The organism is uncultured Tateyamaria sp. (assembly GCF_947496075.1).
GTDB lineage: Bacteria > Pseudomonadota > Alphaproteobacteria > Rhodobacterales > Rhodobacteraceae > Tateyamaria.
The window spans coordinates 1,204,846-1,219,580 of the sequence record NZ_CANMBJ010000002.1; the positions used below are offsets into that span (position 1 = coordinate 1,204,846).

The 14,735-nt window shown below is 55.4% G+C and carries 18 protein-coding genes and 1 tRNA gene; 5 read left to right on the forward strand and 14 right to left on the reverse strand.

The features are described 5' to 3' along the window. The first annotated feature begins 100 nt into the window (after nucleotides 1-100). Together Q1A51_RS10010 and Q1A51_RS10015 are read left to right on the forward strand one after the other, a co-directional pair. Nucleotides 101-1,063 (forward strand): hypothetical protein, encoded by a 963-nt coding sequence (locus Q1A51_RS10010; protein ID WP_299596610.1) that lies wholly within the window; start codon nucleotides 101-103, stop codon nucleotides 1,061-1,063. Between the two features lie 289 nt (nucleotides 1,064-1,352). Next, the gene (locus Q1A51_RS10015) at nucleotides 1,353-2,435 is read left to right on the forward strand and encodes a hypothetical protein (protein ID WP_299596607.1); all 1,083 of its coding nucleotides are present in this window, start codon (nucleotides 1,353-1,355) and stop codon (nucleotides 2,433-2,435) included. A 68-nt stretch (nucleotides 2,436-2,503) separates the two neighbouring features. Here the strand turns inward: Q1A51_RS10015 and Q1A51_RS10020 are convergent, their stop codons facing one another. The 13 genes from Q1A51_RS10020 to Q1A51_RS10080 form a co-directional block, all read right to left on the reverse strand. Continuing rightward, a complete protein-coding gene (locus tag Q1A51_RS10020) occupies nucleotides 2,504-2,689 on the reverse strand; it encodes a hypothetical protein (RefSeq protein WP_299596604.1) in 186 nt (61 codons plus the stop codon). Nucleotides 2,690-2,709: 20 nt separating this feature from the next. Continuing rightward, nucleotides 2,710-3,228 carry a hypothetical protein gene (locus Q1A51_RS10025; protein ID WP_299596601.1) on the reverse strand — a complete coding sequence of 173 codons (519 nt, stop codon included), beginning with the start codon at nucleotides 3,226-3,228 and terminating at the stop codon, nucleotides 2,710-2,712. 149 nt (nucleotides 3,229-3,377) lie between these two features. Next, entirely contained in the window at nucleotides 3,378-4,973 is a 1,596-nt protein-coding gene (locus Q1A51_RS10030; protein WP_299596598.1) for a phage major capsid protein, read from the reverse strand. Continuing rightward, entirely contained in the window at nucleotides 4,966-6,120 is a 1,155-nt protein-coding gene (locus tag Q1A51_RS10035) for a phage portal protein (RefSeq protein WP_299596595.1), read from the reverse strand. The genes Q1A51_RS10030 and Q1A51_RS10035 overlap by 8 nt, the downstream gene beginning before the upstream one ends. Nucleotides 6,121-6,122: 2 nt before the next feature. Continuing rightward, nucleotides 6,123-6,425, reverse strand: coding sequence for a hypothetical protein (locus Q1A51_RS10040; protein WP_299596593.1), 303 nt, complete (start codon nucleotides 6,423-6,425; stop codon nucleotides 6,123-6,125). Beyond that, the gene (locus Q1A51_RS10045; protein WP_299596591.1) at nucleotides 6,422-6,856 is read right to left on the reverse strand and encodes a hypothetical protein; all 435 of its coding nucleotides are present in this window, start codon (nucleotides 6,854-6,856) and stop codon (nucleotides 6,422-6,424) included. The genes Q1A51_RS10040 and Q1A51_RS10045 overlap by 4 nt, the downstream gene beginning before the upstream one ends. A 139-nt stretch (nucleotides 6,857-6,995) precedes the next feature. Then, a complete protein-coding gene (locus Q1A51_RS10050) occupies nucleotides 6,996-7,289 on the reverse strand; it encodes a hypothetical protein (protein ID WP_299596588.1) in 294 nt (97 codons plus the stop codon). Next, nucleotides 7,286-7,618 (reverse strand): hypothetical protein, encoded by a 333-nt coding sequence (locus Q1A51_RS10055; RefSeq protein WP_299596586.1) that lies wholly within the window; start codon nucleotides 7,616-7,618, stop codon nucleotides 7,286-7,288. The genes Q1A51_RS10050 and Q1A51_RS10055 overlap by 4 nt, the downstream gene beginning before the upstream one ends. Further along, nucleotides 7,611-8,279 carry a hypothetical protein gene (locus Q1A51_RS10060; protein ID WP_299596583.1) on the reverse strand — a complete coding sequence of 223 codons (669 nt, stop codon included), beginning with the start codon at nucleotides 8,277-8,279 and terminating at the stop codon, nucleotides 7,611-7,613. The genes Q1A51_RS10055 and Q1A51_RS10060 overlap by 8 nt, the downstream gene beginning before the upstream one ends. A gap of 192 nt (nucleotides 8,280-8,471) precedes the next feature. Then, nucleotides 8,472-8,840 carry a helix-turn-helix domain-containing protein gene (locus tag Q1A51_RS10065; protein ID WP_299596581.1) on the reverse strand — a complete coding sequence of 123 codons (369 nt, stop codon included), beginning with the start codon at nucleotides 8,838-8,840 and terminating at the stop codon, nucleotides 8,472-8,474. Between the two features lie 111 nt (nucleotides 8,841-8,951). Then, entirely contained in the window at nucleotides 8,952-9,158 is a 207-nt protein-coding gene (locus tag Q1A51_RS10070; protein ID WP_299596578.1) for a transcriptional regulator, read from the reverse strand. 190 nt (nucleotides 9,159-9,348) lie between these two features. Beyond that, nucleotides 9,349-10,638, reverse strand: coding sequence for an integrase arm-type DNA-binding domain-containing protein (locus tag Q1A51_RS10075; protein ID WP_299596576.1), 1,290 nt, complete (start codon nucleotides 10,636-10,638; stop codon nucleotides 9,349-9,351). A gap of 220 nt (nucleotides 10,639-10,858) precedes the next feature. Further along, nucleotides 10,859-10,948 (reverse strand) — tRNA-Ser (locus Q1A51_RS10080). Between the two features lie 160 nt (nucleotides 10,949-11,108). On the opposite strand from Q1A51_RS10080, the gene Q1A51_RS10085 reads away from it, so the two are divergent. Next, entirely contained in the window at nucleotides 11,109-11,936 is an 828-nt protein-coding gene (locus Q1A51_RS10085; RefSeq protein ID WP_299596573.1) for a DUF2059 domain-containing protein, read from the forward strand. Continuing rightward, nucleotides 11,937-12,707, forward strand: a complete 771-nt coding sequence (locus tag Q1A51_RS10090; protein ID WP_299596571.1) for a DUF2059 domain-containing protein — start codon at nucleotides 11,937-11,939, stop codon at nucleotides 12,705-12,707. A 24-nt stretch (nucleotides 12,708-12,731) separates the two neighbouring features. Here Q1A51_RS10090 and Q1A51_RS10095 read toward each other — a convergent pair whose 3' ends face one another. Next, nucleotides 12,732-13,745, reverse strand: coding sequence for a Hint domain-containing protein (locus Q1A51_RS10095; protein ID WP_299596568.1), 1,014 nt, complete (start codon nucleotides 13,743-13,745; stop codon nucleotides 12,732-12,734). Between the two features lie 294 nt (nucleotides 13,746-14,039). Here Q1A51_RS10095 and Q1A51_RS10100 point away from each other — a divergent pair, with 294 nt between their 5' ends. After that, entirely contained in the window at nucleotides 14,040-14,729 is a 690-nt protein-coding gene (locus Q1A51_RS10100; protein ID WP_299596566.1) for a 50S ribosomal protein L21, read from the forward strand. The last annotated feature ends 6 nt before the right edge of the window (nucleotides 14,730-14,735 follow it).

Sequence of the window (14,735 nt, forward strand, 5' to 3'; positions counted from 1 at the left end):
GACAATGTCTGGTTTCACGCGGCCTCAGAAAGATCGGCGCTGTATGCTTCGACTGTATCGAACTAGTGTTGTGGAATAATTTGTACGTAGAGGTACTGCAATGAGCGATTTCAAAGATACAACTAGTTGGGAAAAGAAAGATGGGACCACGCTCGCCTACACCTACGAACTAGACGGAAAGCAGCACGAAGGGACGGCTGAAAAGAGGCCAAATTCCATTCACGTCCAACTGGACCGAATTTCTGTGCTCAACGAAACCTCGTGGCAATTGAAGGACGAAAAGGAGCCAGAGAGCGAGACCGGTTATTCGACACGAGAGTACATTAGTGCCCTTGGGTCGATGGACAACTGTCGACTTCACTCAATCACCCTGGACGAAAATCCGAACGAAGTCTTTTCGCAGCTCGATGTGTCGATCTATCCGACAGAACTTAAAAATTTGGTCAAGACTAGCACTATCGACCAATTCTCATTTCTTCGCGATGAAGAGGATATGCCAGACGAAGGATGGCTTAGCGAAGAAACGGGCCGAATCCATTTCCACAGTGACGGTGAGTACCATCACGGCTCTCAGGTCTTTGCGAAACTGTTGCTATCACGGGAAAAGTTCGACGACCTAGTTGAAGCTATAAAGGCCGGAAAAGTTCGTTCGGCGCGCTTGGATATTTTCGCTGATCTCTACGAATTTGACTATGAAAGCATGGGCGCTGGCATGCCTAGTCACCGCTACAATTATGCCATCCTGAGTAAAGATGAAGGTGAAAGCGCTTATGGCACTTCGAAGGGCTCAAGCGGCTTCACGCGTGCACGACTTCAAGAGGTATTGCTAGAATGGTCGCCGAGTCTCGCAAACAGGACGGCTAGTCGTCGGGATGAGCCAGATGAAGATGATTATCTCGAGGAAGATATAGAGCTTTTTGAAAGAGACGTTGAAAAGACTGTCGCAAAACTCTCTCGCGATGTTCAGGCAATACGCGGAAGGATCGATGACTTCTTTCAGGCTGCCATATTCATAATTGTTGTTCTAGTGATTGGCCAAGTTACTGATTGGTTAGGATTCTGAACCAGAGGCTTTGACGCAATTGATCACATCTACTCGCAATGAGCAGTTGATGGACTGAGCAGACAGCGGACGTTCGTGAGCAATGCAGCATCAGTTACTATGAGCTCTTTGCCGACATCCGACGGCTTCAGTCAGTTGACCGTTCGCAGCCCAAAGCAGACATTGATCGCTAAGCGACCTAGGTCACGTTGCGCTAGCAGGCCGCTCTTTCGCAAGAAACCCACCGTCCGGTATCTTCTATGATCAGCTTGAGATACGGTGTTTCGTCAAACAAGGGAACGTATGATTAGTGACTATCATTGCATCTGTTACGGGCAAAAATAGCTTTTACCAAATTTCGGACATCCTGATTACGCGAAACGCATCTGATCACGAGGGCCGTACTATCGCAACACCTCTGCTTCCAGACGCTGGACGCGACATACGTAGTTTTTCTCAACAGTACTTTCTGAGCAAGACGCTTATCTCTCAAAACGGGATATTGGCTTCGTTTTCTGGAAGCGTGTTGAAAGGAACACTCGGGCTAAAAATTATTGAAAAGCAATCGCTTAAGGTAGCGCAAGAATTCTCACTGGAACCTGCTCTGGAAGCCCTCAACAGTTATTTTGATCAAGACGGAACAGATGATGTGTCGTTTATCATTTCCATCGTAAGGCCTAAAGGTCAGGGCTTCGAATTGTTGAGCAACTCATTCAATTGCCGATTAGAAAGCACTGACAACTTCTCGATACGATTAAGTGGGTCCGGGGTGGACTTATTTATTGATCCCAATTTCATAAGTACCTTCGATGGCTTGATCTCAGAATCAAGAATGAAGGAAGGGACGCAAGTGGATGACACGACCCGCTTTGTCTTTTCCAGAATAAGTCGACTACTCACGCTATCCCTAGTCGACGAAACGTTCGAATACTTCAGGTTCGGAGGCTGGTACGAGTTGTTCTGTGCCAGTGCTGCAGGCTTTCAAAGGCTGAACTATTCAGTCGTAGTTCTTTCCGAGATTCAGCCCAATTTTGTGATAACTCGTTACGCCAGTTTGGTCGAGCTTGATGAACACATCTTCATTGCTGAAATAATAATTGATAACCAAGGCCTAGTTCACCTCAGATCGATAGAGGTTAGAAATCCGCTCAAACAGCGTGTTAACGAGTTGGATCAGCATGTTCACGACCGCGTCTTTGCCAAATTACTGGCCGAACAACCAGAGATGATGCTAGTTTTATGGCCCGTCGCTCAAGGCAGGATTGCAAGTCTATGGACGGACAATCTTCCATTTAAGCTTGCAACTTCAAGCGATGATGAAATCCACCCTGTAATTGATGATGAGAACCTTCAGCTATTGAGGAGAGAAGTTGCACAAACATTTGGCGTTTGATCTTTCGCCAATACTTTGCAAAGTTAGCTTCCTGCGCTTTTGGGGGCGGAAAGACAGTGCAAGCACTCTCATTTTGTAGCTTCTTGTCGTTCGATGTCTGCCATAAGGGTGGCCTTGCGCGCACAGATCGTGGCCCCTTCCATGAAGGTGCGGATGCGGCGTTCTCGGTGAAGCCGATAGATACGTGCAGGCGTGGTGTTCAGAAAGTCAGCGATTTCCTTAGCACCGCGCAGCACGTCCAAGGACGCGGGCATGTTATGAAGGCGGGGGGCAATCACCGGCTGACCTTATAGGGCGGTTGCAGAGCGCGTGCGGCGTCACAGAACAGTGCAAGGGGCATCATCGACACCGAACCTGTTAACCGGATGTACCCCCCTTGCGCGCCCGGTTCCCCGAACGTCATACAGGTTTTTGCACCGTGCGTCATTGTCACCCGCAGATCACCGGACAGGGACGCGTTCAGGTGTAGGTCCAGACCTTCTTCCGGGTTGTTCATTAACCCCATGAAGCTGAACCCAAGTACTTCCGCCAAGGTGGTCGCGTCATCGCTGTCACCCGGTTGCTCGTCATAGCGCCTTAAATCCAAAAGTTCCCCGATCCGGTCAGGCCGCGCGCCAGTCAGAGCCATGAACAGGACCGCCATGCGCTGCGGGTTTGCCTGCGGGATGTCGCGCCCGGACGCCAAAGGAAGAAGCCCCATACGGCCCAGTTCTTGTCGGGTTTTTTGCAGCTCGTTGGGACTGACTTCGTAGGTGATGGCCAACAATTCGGTGGCTTGGGTCAATGTCAGCATTACGGCCCTCTGATCATTTGGAATTTCACTTTAACTTACCAAATAAATCCCACACACCCAATTGGTTATCCGTGCCCATTCATGCTCAAATTCAACAAAACAGGCGGCAAGGCATTCCCTGCCGCCCTTCAAAATTGGATACTTGACGCTTAGGCCAGTTGCAGGACGCGCACCGCTTCGGGCTGGACCACGTCACCGCCAACACGTTGACGCGCGTGGAACTTCACAGCGGACTTGCCTGCCAACGTGTAGGGATCCCGCAGGACCGACAGGTCCACACGGGACACAATGCGATAGGCACGGCTGAAATCCCCGAAAATGGCCGCTTTGGCGTTTGGCACAGGGTCAGGCATGTCCACGGCTTCATAGACGGGACGGCCCAGAATGGTGGCGGGCTGACCGTCTGCAAGGCTCTCGCGCCAGAGGTAGTCACCGCTTGAGGTTTTCAGCTTCCGCACCGCCGCCAACATGCTGGAATTCATCATCCATGCGCCACGGTTCCGGTAAGCCGCTTTGACCGCGTAGAAAGTGGTGATCAGGTCATCCGCGTCCGCGACCCCAGCCGCTGCGGAAGGCGTCACCGGGATGTCTACATTTGTCAGAATGCCGGTGGGCTTCCCCACGCCATCGCCAAGGATGAAGGCGGAGCTTTCCATTTCGCCAAAACTCTCACCAAAATCCGCCGTGAGTTCGGTTTGCATGTCAAAGGCGCTGTCTTCCAAGTTGGCGTTGGAAACGGATGTCCAGACGCCCAGTTCATGCACCGGGATTTTGATCTGGCCATAAGTGGGTTCGCTTTCAGGGCGGTCATCAAGTTCCGCCGTCCAGCCGCCTTGCAGCTTGGTCACGCGCTTGGGCAGGACCAATTCATCCCGGCCCGTCGATGTCGTCCGGGCCACTTGGCGCATCGGGGACGTTTCGGTCACGGTCTTGATCAGTTCAGCCCGGAAGTCTTCCGGCACAAGGAAGCCACCCTGTGCGTCCGCCGCGTTCTGCAATGCTTTGACTTCATCCGCGCCCATGTTCTCTTTGCCAGCGCGCGCATATTCCGCGAACGCCTTCTGTTCCACGGTGGGTTCATCTTCACCCTTGGCGGCGGCTGGCACGGTCTGGGCTTTGGCTTCCAGATCACCAATGCGGTTCAGCGCCTTGTCCAGCGCGGTCTTGGTTTCAGTCAGTTTGGCGTCCAGTTCGGACGCGGTATCAAGTGGCATGTCGTCAGCCCCTTCTGTTGCGGCCTTCTGGGCCTTAGTTTTGGGGTCAATCGCCCCCTTCACATCCGTGATCACCGCCCCAGCATTGGCCGGGAACGTCACCACAGAAATTTCCACAAGTTCGATGTCGGTCAGGATGCGGCCCCCACCTTCACGGGGTTCAAACGCCGCCACGCGGTAGCCAATCGACAGCGCATCCAGCGCGCCCGATTTCATCAACGCGTGAGCGTTGCGCCCGTCATCGGCATCAATCGCAATCTGGCCTTCCACTTTCAGGCCCTGCGGTGTGTCGGTCAGCTTGGTCCACACGCCAATGGGCTTGGCGCGGTCATGTTCGCGCAGCATTTTCAGCTTGATCCCACGGGATGAAATCGCGTTCAGCGTGTTGGTGAACGCACCCGCTTGGATGACATCCATCACACCGTCACCGTCCCCGCCGTAGGTGGACGCGAACCCTTCAATGATCCCGGTGTCCCCACCTTGGAACTTGAATTCCACGTCCATGAATTCGGTCTGCGTATCTTTAGGCATCTGTTGCCCCTTCCATGTTCAGAGGCCGCAAGAATTCATCGCCGCCCGTGTAGGGCGCGCGGTTTTCCATGGCGCGGACTTCGTTGGGGTTCAGAATTCCGTTCTGGACGGCCTGCGCGAACGCCTGATAGCGCGCGGCAAGATCGGCGCGGGCGATGTCGTCTGTCAGGAATTCAACGTAGACTGACCCGTCTTCCGGCATCAGCTTCAACGCGATTTCTTGCTGCCAAAGCGTAAGCCAAGGAAGCATGGTGAATTGCAGGAATTGCCTGCCTAATTGTTCCGCATTTTGATGTGTGACCCGTTCCAGTTCTTGCAGCATGTGCAGGGGCACACGGAAGGCGCGGGCAATCTCTGCGATCTGGTGGCGGCGCTGTTCCAAGAACTGCGCGTCCACGTTCGTGATGGAAATGGGCGAATACTTGGCCCCACCGTCCAGAATGGCGGTGCCCTTCTTTTCGCCCAGTTGCTGGAACTGCTTGATGGCGCGGCTGATAGCGTCATCCGTCATCGGGTTTTCAAAGGCAATGAACCCGTTTGGACGCTGACCAGTGGACAGGGCTTGGTTCAGTTCCTTTTCCTGCGCCAAGGCCATGCTGATGGCTTCACGGGCCTGCGTAACCACCGACAGCCCGTGCAAGGCTTTCAGGTGGATCACATCCCGGAAGGAATAGGTTTTGTCGCCGCCCTCGTTCAGCGTGACGCGGTAGGCGGGTGCGTCCGTGCGGGGGTCTTCCTGCACATGGACCGCGCGGGCCGGTAGCTTGCGCAGATACCTGGGATTGCCCTGTCCATCGCGCATGATCAGCGCATAGGCATTGCCGTGCAACAGAACGTCCGCCTGCATGTGGACTTTGAAGTCATAGGCGGTGGTCCAGTCGTTTGGACGCTGGCGGAACATGCGGTGGAACACGGACGTGGTGTCACGTTCCACGGACCCATCCGGGCCGCGCGTGTAGGTGTGCAGGGGAAGCTGTCCCACGGTTTCGGTGATGATCCGGGTGCAGGCCAGAACGGTGGGCTGGCGCAACGCCAATTCAGGCGTGATGACCTGTCCCGTGACGGTCTGGGCAGTTGGCCACAGCATGTCAAAAGCGCTGGACCCGATGTCCTTTTGTTCGATGGGCTTGCGGGTGAATGGCCACATGGTCAGGCACCCCCGTCCAGAAGGACGTTGCCGTCCGCATCGACAAGGAACAGTTCGGACGTGCTGATCTGGATGGCTTTGACGGACCCTTCACTGACAGGCGACATGATCCAAAGCGGTTCCACACCGTTGAATGTGAAGGACCGAGGCTGTCCCTGCGCGTGAAGCGTGACGGACACAAATTCATCAGTCGGGGGAACTTCACCGATGTGAAACCTGATGTAACCCAAGTTCCAAAACACACTGACCGGGCCTTCTGACACCTTGACCCATTGGCCCTGCGGTGCTGCCACATCCACAATCATGACAGCGCACCCCAATAGGTGCCCTTGGCACCCGGTGACGCGCCCAGAACCACGTGACCGCCGTTCAGCACATCAACGGGGTCCGCTGTGACAAATGCGATGGTGCCCACGTCTTGCGTGGTTGGATCGGGAAGCTGGGAATAGAGTTCAAAGACCAGTAATGTGGTGGGGTTCTGGTTGGACGCCAAAGCGCCGCTGACCACCATGATGGGGGTTTCCGCTTCTACGGCACGTGCCCAGACGTTCGTGGCTTGCGTGAAGCTGACTGGGCGGGGTTGCCCTTGCGCGGCGTGAAGGTAGCCCGTGCGGGGGTCAGTTGGGGCCACATCCCCGGACTGATACCAAACCCGGTTCCGCGACTGAAACGCAGTCAGGGGGCCGGTCCCAAGATCGGTCCACTCTGTTGAAACTGAAACGCGGGTGGTGGGCATCGGGTCGCCAAGGAAAGTTCACTTGGCGTCCTATTGGTCCCAAATTTGCGGATGCGTCAAAAGCCCGGTTCTCGGATTTTGTCAGTCCTTCACGGTCCTTCGCGATATTTGTCAGTATTTCACATGGGCACGCGACTGATCATGACGCTTGCCGCGCCTTCCGGGTTTCCATCCATTCCACCAGCAAGGCTTCCGACTGAACCAGACGCCGCGCACGGGCGCGCAGTTCGGCTTGCTTGTCAGGGTCGTTTTCCTGATGAACCCGCCGCTTTATCGCATAGTCACAGAATTGCATCCCGCGCACGATTTCAGCGGGCACCGAATTCTGGAATTCCCGCAGCAATCCCCGCGCCAGATCAGCCGGATTTTCGGTTTCAGACGCCAAAAGCGCTGCAAGGGCAATCTGGGCTTCCATTTTCGTCCCGTGTTTCATTCAGGCACCCCGTTTTTAGCGCCATCTGGCGCGGTTGTCGTGTTTTCCGGGGACGTACCCCCGGAAAGGATTTCCACAGGCTTCTGGGGCACCCAGTGTGCCACCCCGCCGATCATCACACGCTTCATCAGCGGCGCGGATAGCTTCCCAGACCGGCGCGCGTTCTGGATCACGTTGCGATTGCGTTCAGCCATGAAGTCCTGAACCGACCCAACCGGATCGGTCAGGTATTTGTCCCGGATCAGGTCCACATATTCGACTTCCGGCGTTGCCTTCTGGCGCAGTTCAAAACCACGATGGTGCAGGCACGTGTAGATGCGGTCATCCATGGGGCTGGTCCGCGATGGTCCGCAGGTCAGTCCAAGCGGCCCCGATGGTCACGGCGCGCAGATCGGTCATGGTGATCTGGTGACGAAACGATTTCAGCAAACTCAATTGCGGTTCGCTACCACCATCCAGCGGAATAGGCGGTTGTGGGCCATGTTCCCGCTTGTAGAAGGTCCGCCGCGCCCACCGCTTTTTTTGCCCCGGCACTAGCGTGACCAGTTCAATCTGGGTTGTGTGAACAGAACGAACACGGGCGAACAAGGGATAGGGGCGCGCCATCACGCTGATGTCCACTACCGTGTTCGGGCTGTCCGGGTGCAGCGGTTCAGGCCGGGGCGACACAGGCACGTCCATGTCATCGTGGTAGATTTCCAATGCCTGCAAAACCACGTCCGTGGGGGACATGCCTTTCAATGCGATGAACAAGCCATGATGGAACTGGCGATAGTGCCGATAAAGGGCCTTGGTGTCGTCGGTCCAGCTAAGACGCTTGCCATTCCAGCCGATGTCAAACGCATCCTGACCAAGTTCCACCCGAATGCTGGCCCATTCAGTGGTTGATCTTGTCGCGTTCACGAACACCAAAGGGCTGTTGTCCACGCGGCTGAAAAAAATAGGCAAGTGATGGGGCGCGCTGCATGTCGCCAAGAGGTCTTCAATCATGATGGGTCCCTTGGTTGGTGCGCTTCCCGGAAAACACCTGCCCATGGCTAGATGTATATATGGCCTGGAAATCAGTCCGGGGTCCGACCCCAAACGGCGGCAAAATCAGTCCGTTTTGCAAAAATCCTGCCGCCGAAAAATACAAACGGCGGCAAAATCGGTCCGGGAATGCCGCAAAATCAGTCCGGGATTTTATTTTTTCAGGAAGTCTTTGGTGGCGGGTTTTCCGTCCGCTGTGGCCAGTTCCGTCAGCCGATACATTGTGGCTTTTCCTGCCCCCTCTACGCCCAGAAAGCCCCGCTGCGTGACCACCAGAAACCCAGCGGCTTCCAGTTCTTGCAACGCGCGCTGAACGGTATCGCGGGACAGTCCCGTCCGCATTGCCAACACCCGCTGGGACGCAGCAATCTGCCCGTTGTTTGTGCCGTCGAATTGACGTTTCAGCGACAGGTAGACCACCACCGCAGACGGTTTGAGGTCCAGCCAAGCCTGCGTGTCCATCAGCCAGTGGTGGACTTGGACAAACTTGGCATTGCCGCGTTTGAATTTGGTTCTGCCCATGCCTGCCCCGATTGCTGGCAAGCCTGTCACGTGCTAGTGACGTGGTGTGCATAAGACGTGCCTTTTTCATGAAGGGTACGGACCCCGGTGGATCAGTCCGCCGGGGTTTTCTTATGCGGTGGACTGATCCTTGAGGGTCGGACCACCCACGGGCAGATCAGCGATGAATTGGTCAATCACGTCTTCATGCCAGTAGTTCCGGCCACCCATCTTCACGGGGCGCGGAATGGTGCCGCTTACAATGTCGCGGTGGATGGTTTTTTTGGACCGATTGCCCAGCCGGTCACATAGTTCATCAATGTTCAGAAGTTTGGCCATGTGCTGTTTCCCTTGCTTTGAGTCACGCCGCCGTTCAGGCGGTCATGACTCTGCTTTCAGGGAACGCGGGTTGTGTCAAATTGCTGTTTTTGCACACGTTTGTGCCATTCTTGCCTGAACGTGCCCGAACGTGCCCGAATGCAAATTGCCCTGCGAAAAAAAAGGCCGATTGTGATCGAAACTGTAACAATTACCGCCCAAACTGGATGATGTTGGGTGCAGGCGCGGTTGTTTCGACGGGTGCAGTCAAGAACTGACCCCAGCTTTCCAGACGTTCGCGGCGTTCTTCAATGCGCGGGTCTTGGTCATAGTGCCAGCCCACGCCCTTCACCACTTTGTGGGCCATACATTCGCGGATAAGCGGGTCATCCACACCGTAGGTCTTAAAGCCCCAAGTCATGAACGATGTGCGGAAGCCGTGGCCCGTGACGGTCTTCATCAAATCGTTGCCGTAGACCCCGCGTTCTTTCAGGATGTCATTCAGCCGGTTTTCGGTGATCACGCCCTTTTTGAACGCCTTGGAATTGTGGAAAACATAGTTGCCGGAATTGCTGCGATGGGCCAAGGCCAGCCGGATCACGTTCATGGCTTCCCGGCTTAGGGGCTGGATGAAGTCTTCATCTTCCTTGGACTTCATACGGTCGCCTTCCTGCACCCACAAGTTGCCGTGGATTTCATCCCATGTCAGCCACCGCATGTTCTGGGTGCGCAGGGCGGTCAGCATCAGAAAACGCATGGCCAGATCATCCAGACTGTCCCCCAGCGACTGGTAGAAGGCGCGCAGTTCGGTGACGGGCAGGTGGCGCTTGCGTTGGGGCTTCTTCTTCCGGCCCCGGTGGTCGATGGGCAGACCATCTTCCACGTCATCCATGAAGTTCCGGTCCACGTTCTGGCCACAGATACCGCGTGCATATTTGAAGATTTGGCGCAGGCAGATGATGGCCTTGCGGGCTTGGTCATTGCTGTGGTTGCGGATTTCTAGGATCAGCTTGGCCATTTCGTGGATGCTGATGTCTTCCATGTTGCGCTTGCCCAGCTTCACCTTGAAGCCGTGAGGGAAGTGGTCCTTTTCCGGTTCCAACATGTAAAGCCGCATGGGGTTGAACCACTGGTTGGGCTTTTCGCCATGAAACAGGGTGGGGGACTTCACGTCATCCCAAAATTCACTGGCCACGTCTTCCAGCGTGCGGGGCGGGAACCGTTCATCCCGATCTATGCGCGCCTTGAAGGCTTTGGGATTGTCGCCAGCAGCGTGGATGGCCCGCCACTTGGCGGCTTGCTTGCGGGCGTCTGCCAGCGTCATGGCGGGATACATGCCGATGTAGAGGCGTTCCTTGGTGCCCTTCCACTGGTATGTGAACAAGATTTGGGCCTGTCCGTCGCCCCGGCCTTCAAAGTAGAGGCCCCCGCCATCGGACTTGCCGGACTTGGATTTGGCCAGTGCTTTGATCTGGCGGTCTTGTAGCTTTTCGATTGCCATCGGTCGGTCCTTCCGTGGAACAAAGAAGAACAAACTGCCCAGTGCGGGTCTGTCTGTCCTCTCATCTGTCCTTTTTTTTGTCGCTTAATGACATGGATATAGGAACGCTGACCGCGTTTCGGCAAACAGAAAATTTCCTGCATCGCCTTGTAAATAAGGGGTTTGGGTGCTGTTTGTCCCCGTTTGGGGTGGCTACGTCTCAACTAAAAAAAACGGTAGCTGGCGGAGAGACAGGGATTCGAACCCTGGGTGGGCTTGCACCCACAACGGTTTTCGAGACCGCCCCGTTCGACCACTCCGGCACCTCTCCGCGGGGGTCTGGTGCGCTCAATTACGGTGAACGACGCCGACGCGCAAGGCAGTTTTTCATCAAAGCCGTTTACACGGGAAATTTGATGGACGCGCTCGCAAAAACACATACCCTTGGTGCTGAGGTTGATATGCCCGAGCAGATAGAAATGAGGTATCCCATGCGTGCTCTTCGATACGGATTTGCAGCCCTTGTCCTGACATTTGCCATGTCTGTTTCCGCCTTTGCGGCGGATCGGGCCAAACTGCAGGATTTTCTTGAAGTCACAGGTTTCGATGTTGCGCTTGAAAGTATCCGACTGTCAGCAAGTTCTGCCCCCGAAATGCTTGGTTTGCAGGCCGAAGATTTTGGAACGGAATGGACCCGGCTTACAAAGGATGTCTTCAAAACCGAGGTCATGCATGATCTGGCTCTGGATATCCTGGAAAGGACCCTCGAAGACGACATGCTGACCCATGCGGCGGATTTCTATGCAACGGACCTTGGGCAACGTCTGGTTCAAGCTGAAAACGCCAGCCATATGAAGGAAGATGATGCGCTGAAGCACGACAGTGGCGAAGCTATTGTTGCGGGGCTTGAACGATTGGACAGTCCTCGTCTTGACTATCTCAAGCGTATGAACAAAGCGTCTGACAGCGCGGGGGTAAGTATCCGAGCAATTCAGGAAATCCAGGTCCGGTTCCTTATGGCTGCCGCGGGTGCGGGTATCATTGAATTGCAGCTGGAGGAGCCGGATTTGCGCGAGCTTCTGTCCAGCGATGAGGATGTCTTGAAGGAAGAGATTGCGGCAAGCGCGTTGACTGGCGCCGCTTACACGTACCAGTCTTTTTCCGATCAAGAGGTGCTGGAATATGCCAAAGCCCTCGAAAACCCAAAGATGCGTCACGTATACGACCTGATGAACGCGGTGCAGTACGAGATCATGGCAAACCGGTTCGAGGCATTGGCCCGTGCCATGCAATCGTTGCAACCCAGTCAGGAGCTTTAGATGCGCCTTGCCGTTCTGAGCCTGTCACTATGGATGCTCACGCAGGCAGCCTGGGCTGACGTCAACCGTTTGATTGATGCGATGGGCGTGCCCGAATTGATCGGGGCCTTTGTCACTGAAGGCCTGGAAGCGGGGCAATCGATTGACGAGGCATTTTTGAACGGGCAGGGCGGCGATGTATGGGCGGATACCGTGCAACGGCTGTATGATCCTTCGCGCATGGAAACCGAATTGCGCACCATAATGGCGGAACACTTGGAGCCGGAGGCGGCGGCGCAGGCGCTGTTGTTCTTCGAGAGCGAGCTGGGCGAACGTATTATTGCGCTGGAGGTGCAGGCGCGGCAGACATTTCTCGATGATTCCGTTGAAGATGCCGCCAAGGCCAGCCCGGCTGCGCGCGGCGACAAGGTTACGGACTACTTGGTGTCTCGGGATTTGATCGAACGGAATACGGACGTTGCCGTTGCGGCGCAGGCCGCTTTTTTAGATGGGGTGTCGGACAGCTCAGGCCGAAATGATGAAGCCCCGGATATGGATCAACTGCGCGCGCGCATTCTAGTCGATACGGAGAGCTGGTTGCGCGGGTACAACGCGCTGGCCCAATCGGCGATGACGGATGACGAGATTGCCATCTACACAGCCTTTTGGGAAACCGATGTGGGCATGGCTGTTGACGATGCCCTGTTCCTTGCTTTCGGTCAAAGCTACACAACGCTTTCCTATGGATTGGGACAGGCGGCGGGCCGACTTCTGCCGCAAAATGAACTCTGAAATGATGTCAAACGATTGTTTGCTTCAAAGGTAAGTCGCCAATATGCGGCCCTCGTGAGAGCTTGCAATGGGATATGCCATGTCTGCTTCCGGACAGTTCGTGTGCGCCAATTCCGGGAAGAGCGCTATGATTTCTGCGGTTTGGTCTGGGTCCAGTGTGCGACGGGCATGCGGGCCAAGATAGAAGCTTTCTGCAGCGCACCCATTTGCCCAAACGACCCTGTGTGCGTCGAACATGATGTGGACGTATGTGACGAAGCCGTTGGGTGCGCTGCGGATGGTGTCGCCGTTCACGAGGTGTTTGGCGGCGACCAGAAGACGCGACTCTCCCGTCAGGACTTCGGTTGCACCACTTTCAAGCAGGATCCTGTGATTTGGTGACACGGTCAGATCGCGCCTTGTGCCCAGTATGCCCGCCGAAATTGTTACCGGCACACGGTCACCGATTGCAGGTACGGTTCGCGTTCCGACCCACTGCACCGGTTGGGGGCCATGATCCATGGTGCTGACCAAGTCGCCGGGCTTCAGCTTTTCGACAGGACGTGTCCCGCCGGGGACCCGGATGCGGGTGCCTGGTGTAAAGCAAACAAACTCGGAGTAGGGTCGCGGGCTACGGCCAATATTACCTTCATCCGTAAATATGTATTGCTGGCCCGGAACCACTGGTTGGTTGGAAATGAACGCTGTCGTTGTGTTGTTTCCGGTATTGTTCTCACCGATCGTAATTGAAAAGCCTTCAAACCCGTTGTCGTCGGTTAGAACATAGTTGATGACTACCTGCGAACCGGCCGGGTAGGTGACGTTATCAATCGTGACTGGACTCGCTAACACCTGATTGGTGTCTGTCGGTGCTTCGTTGAAATTCGGATCGTCATCATCAATGACAATCTGCATTGGCTGCGCGCTTGGATCCAACCGAATGCTAAAGGGCGGATCCCCCTGCGCTTGCGCGCTGCGTTCGTTCGGAGGCGTAATGTTTCCGCCGGATGTGTCAAAATCATCAAGCTGGTAGACCCACTGCAAGGTATATAAAGGCATGCTGTGTTTGCCTCGCTTTCAGAGCAAATATTCAAAATGACAATCTGCTATCTTGGGTAGAAATGTGACTGCCCGTTTCGCCATCGGCAAAGTCCCGCTTAAGTGTTTTTTCTTGGGAGTAACGCCAGCCCCTTGACTTGCCGTAGGAATGCTTGAATAAGCGCGCATTCTGGCGGCGTTTGCGTTGTCAGATCATATGGATATCGCCCGAATGGGCGCGCTGTCTGAGGTGGCAAGTGCCGTAAACTCCCGAGACCGGGGACCACAAGACGCGGTAACAAAAGGAAGAACGCAATGTTCGCGGTTATGAAAACCGGCGGCAAACAGTACAAAGTTCAATCGGGCGACACGCTCCGAGTTGAAAAACTGGCCGCAAACGCAGGTGACAAAGTCCAATTCAACGAAGTGCTGATGGTTGGTGGCGACAAGCCCCAAGTCGGTTCGCCCGTTGTTTCGGGTGCAGGCGTGCAAGCCGAAGTCATCGAACAGATCAAAGGCCCAAAGACGATCAACTTCGTCAAGCGTCGCCGGAAGCACAGCTCGAAGCGCACCAAGGGTCACCGTCAGCAACTGACGCTGGTCAAGATCACCGACATCCTTGCCTCTGGTGCGGACAAGTCGGGCGTGATGGCTGCAGTGAACGGCGCCGGGTTCGGCATTGCCGCAGCACCCGCTGCCGCCAAGCCTGCCAAGAAAGTGGCGAAAGCCGAAGCGCCAAAGGCTGAAGCCAAGGCAGAGCCCAAGAAGGAAGCCAAGAAAGCCGCGCCCAAGAAGGCCGCAGCCGGTGGCGACGATCTGAAGCAACTGTCGGGTGTTGGTCCCGCGCTTGAGAAGAAACTGCACGAAGCGGGTGTGACCACCTTCGCGCAGATCGCAGCATGGACCCCAGAGGACGTTGCTGATATGGACGAGAAACTGTCTTTTAAAGGTCGGATCGAGCGTGAAGGCTGGATCGCTCAGGCCCAAGAAAAGACCCAAGGCTAAGGAGAG

Coding starts and splice junctions, on each gene's coding strand:
- Q1A51_RS10010 (WP_299596610.1), top strand. CDS start 101: ATGAGCGATTTCAAAGATACAACTAGTTGGGAAAAGAAAGATGGGACC.
- Q1A51_RS10020 (WP_299596604.1), bottom strand. CDS start 2,689: ATGCCCGCGTCCTTGGACGTGCTGCGCGGTGCTAAGGAAATCGCTGAC.
- Q1A51_RS10025 (WP_299596601.1), bottom strand. CDS start 3,228: ATGCTGACATTGACCCAAGCCACCGAATTGTTGGCCATCACCTACGAA.
- Q1A51_RS10030 (WP_299596598.1), bottom strand. CDS start 4,973: ATGCCTAAAGATACGCAGACCGAATTCATGGACGTGGAATTCAAGTTC.
- Q1A51_RS10035 (WP_299596595.1), bottom strand. CDS start 6,120: ATGTGGCCATTCACCCGCAAGCCCATCGAACAAAAGGACATCGGGTCC.
- Q1A51_RS10040 (WP_299596593.1), bottom strand. CDS start 6,425: ATGATTGTGGATGTGGCAGCACCGCAGGGCCAATGGGTCAAGGTGTCA.
- Q1A51_RS10045 (WP_299596591.1), bottom strand. CDS start 6,856: ATGCCCACCACCCGCGTTTCAGTTTCAACAGAGTGGACCGATCTTGGG.
- Q1A51_RS10050 (WP_299596588.1), bottom strand. CDS start 7,289: ATGAAACACGGGACGAAAATGGAAGCCCAGATTGCCCTTGCAGCGCTT.
- Q1A51_RS10055 (WP_299596586.1), bottom strand. CDS start 7,618: ATGGATGACCGCATCTACACGTGCCTGCACCATCGTGGTTTTGAACTG.
- Q1A51_RS10060 (WP_299596583.1), bottom strand. CDS start 8,279: ATGATTGAAGACCTCTTGGCGACATGCAGCGCGCCCCATCACTTGCCT.
- Q1A51_RS10065 (WP_299596581.1), bottom strand. CDS start 8,840: ATGGGCAGAACCAAATTCAAACGCGGCAATGCCAAGTTTGTCCAAGTC.
- Q1A51_RS10070 (WP_299596578.1), bottom strand. CDS start 9,158: ATGGCCAAACTTCTGAACATTGATGAACTATGTGACCGGCTGGGCAAT.
- Q1A51_RS10075 (WP_299596576.1), bottom strand. CDS start 10,638: ATGGCAATCGAAAAGCTACAAGACCGCCAGATCAAAGCACTGGCCAAA.
- Q1A51_RS10085 (WP_299596573.1), top strand. CDS start 11,109: ATGCGTGCTCTTCGATACGGATTTGCAGCCCTTGTCCTGACATTTGCC.
- Q1A51_RS10090 (WP_299596571.1), top strand. CDS start 11,937: ATGCGCCTTGCCGTTCTGAGCCTGTCACTATGGATGCTCACGCAGGCA.
- Q1A51_RS10095 (WP_299596568.1), bottom strand. CDS start 13,745: ATGCCTTTATATACCTTGCAGTGGGTCTACCAGCTTGATGATTTTGAC.
- Q1A51_RS10100 (WP_299596566.1), top strand. CDS start 14,040: ATGTTCGCGGTTATGAAAACCGGCGGCAAACAGTACAAAGTTCAATCG.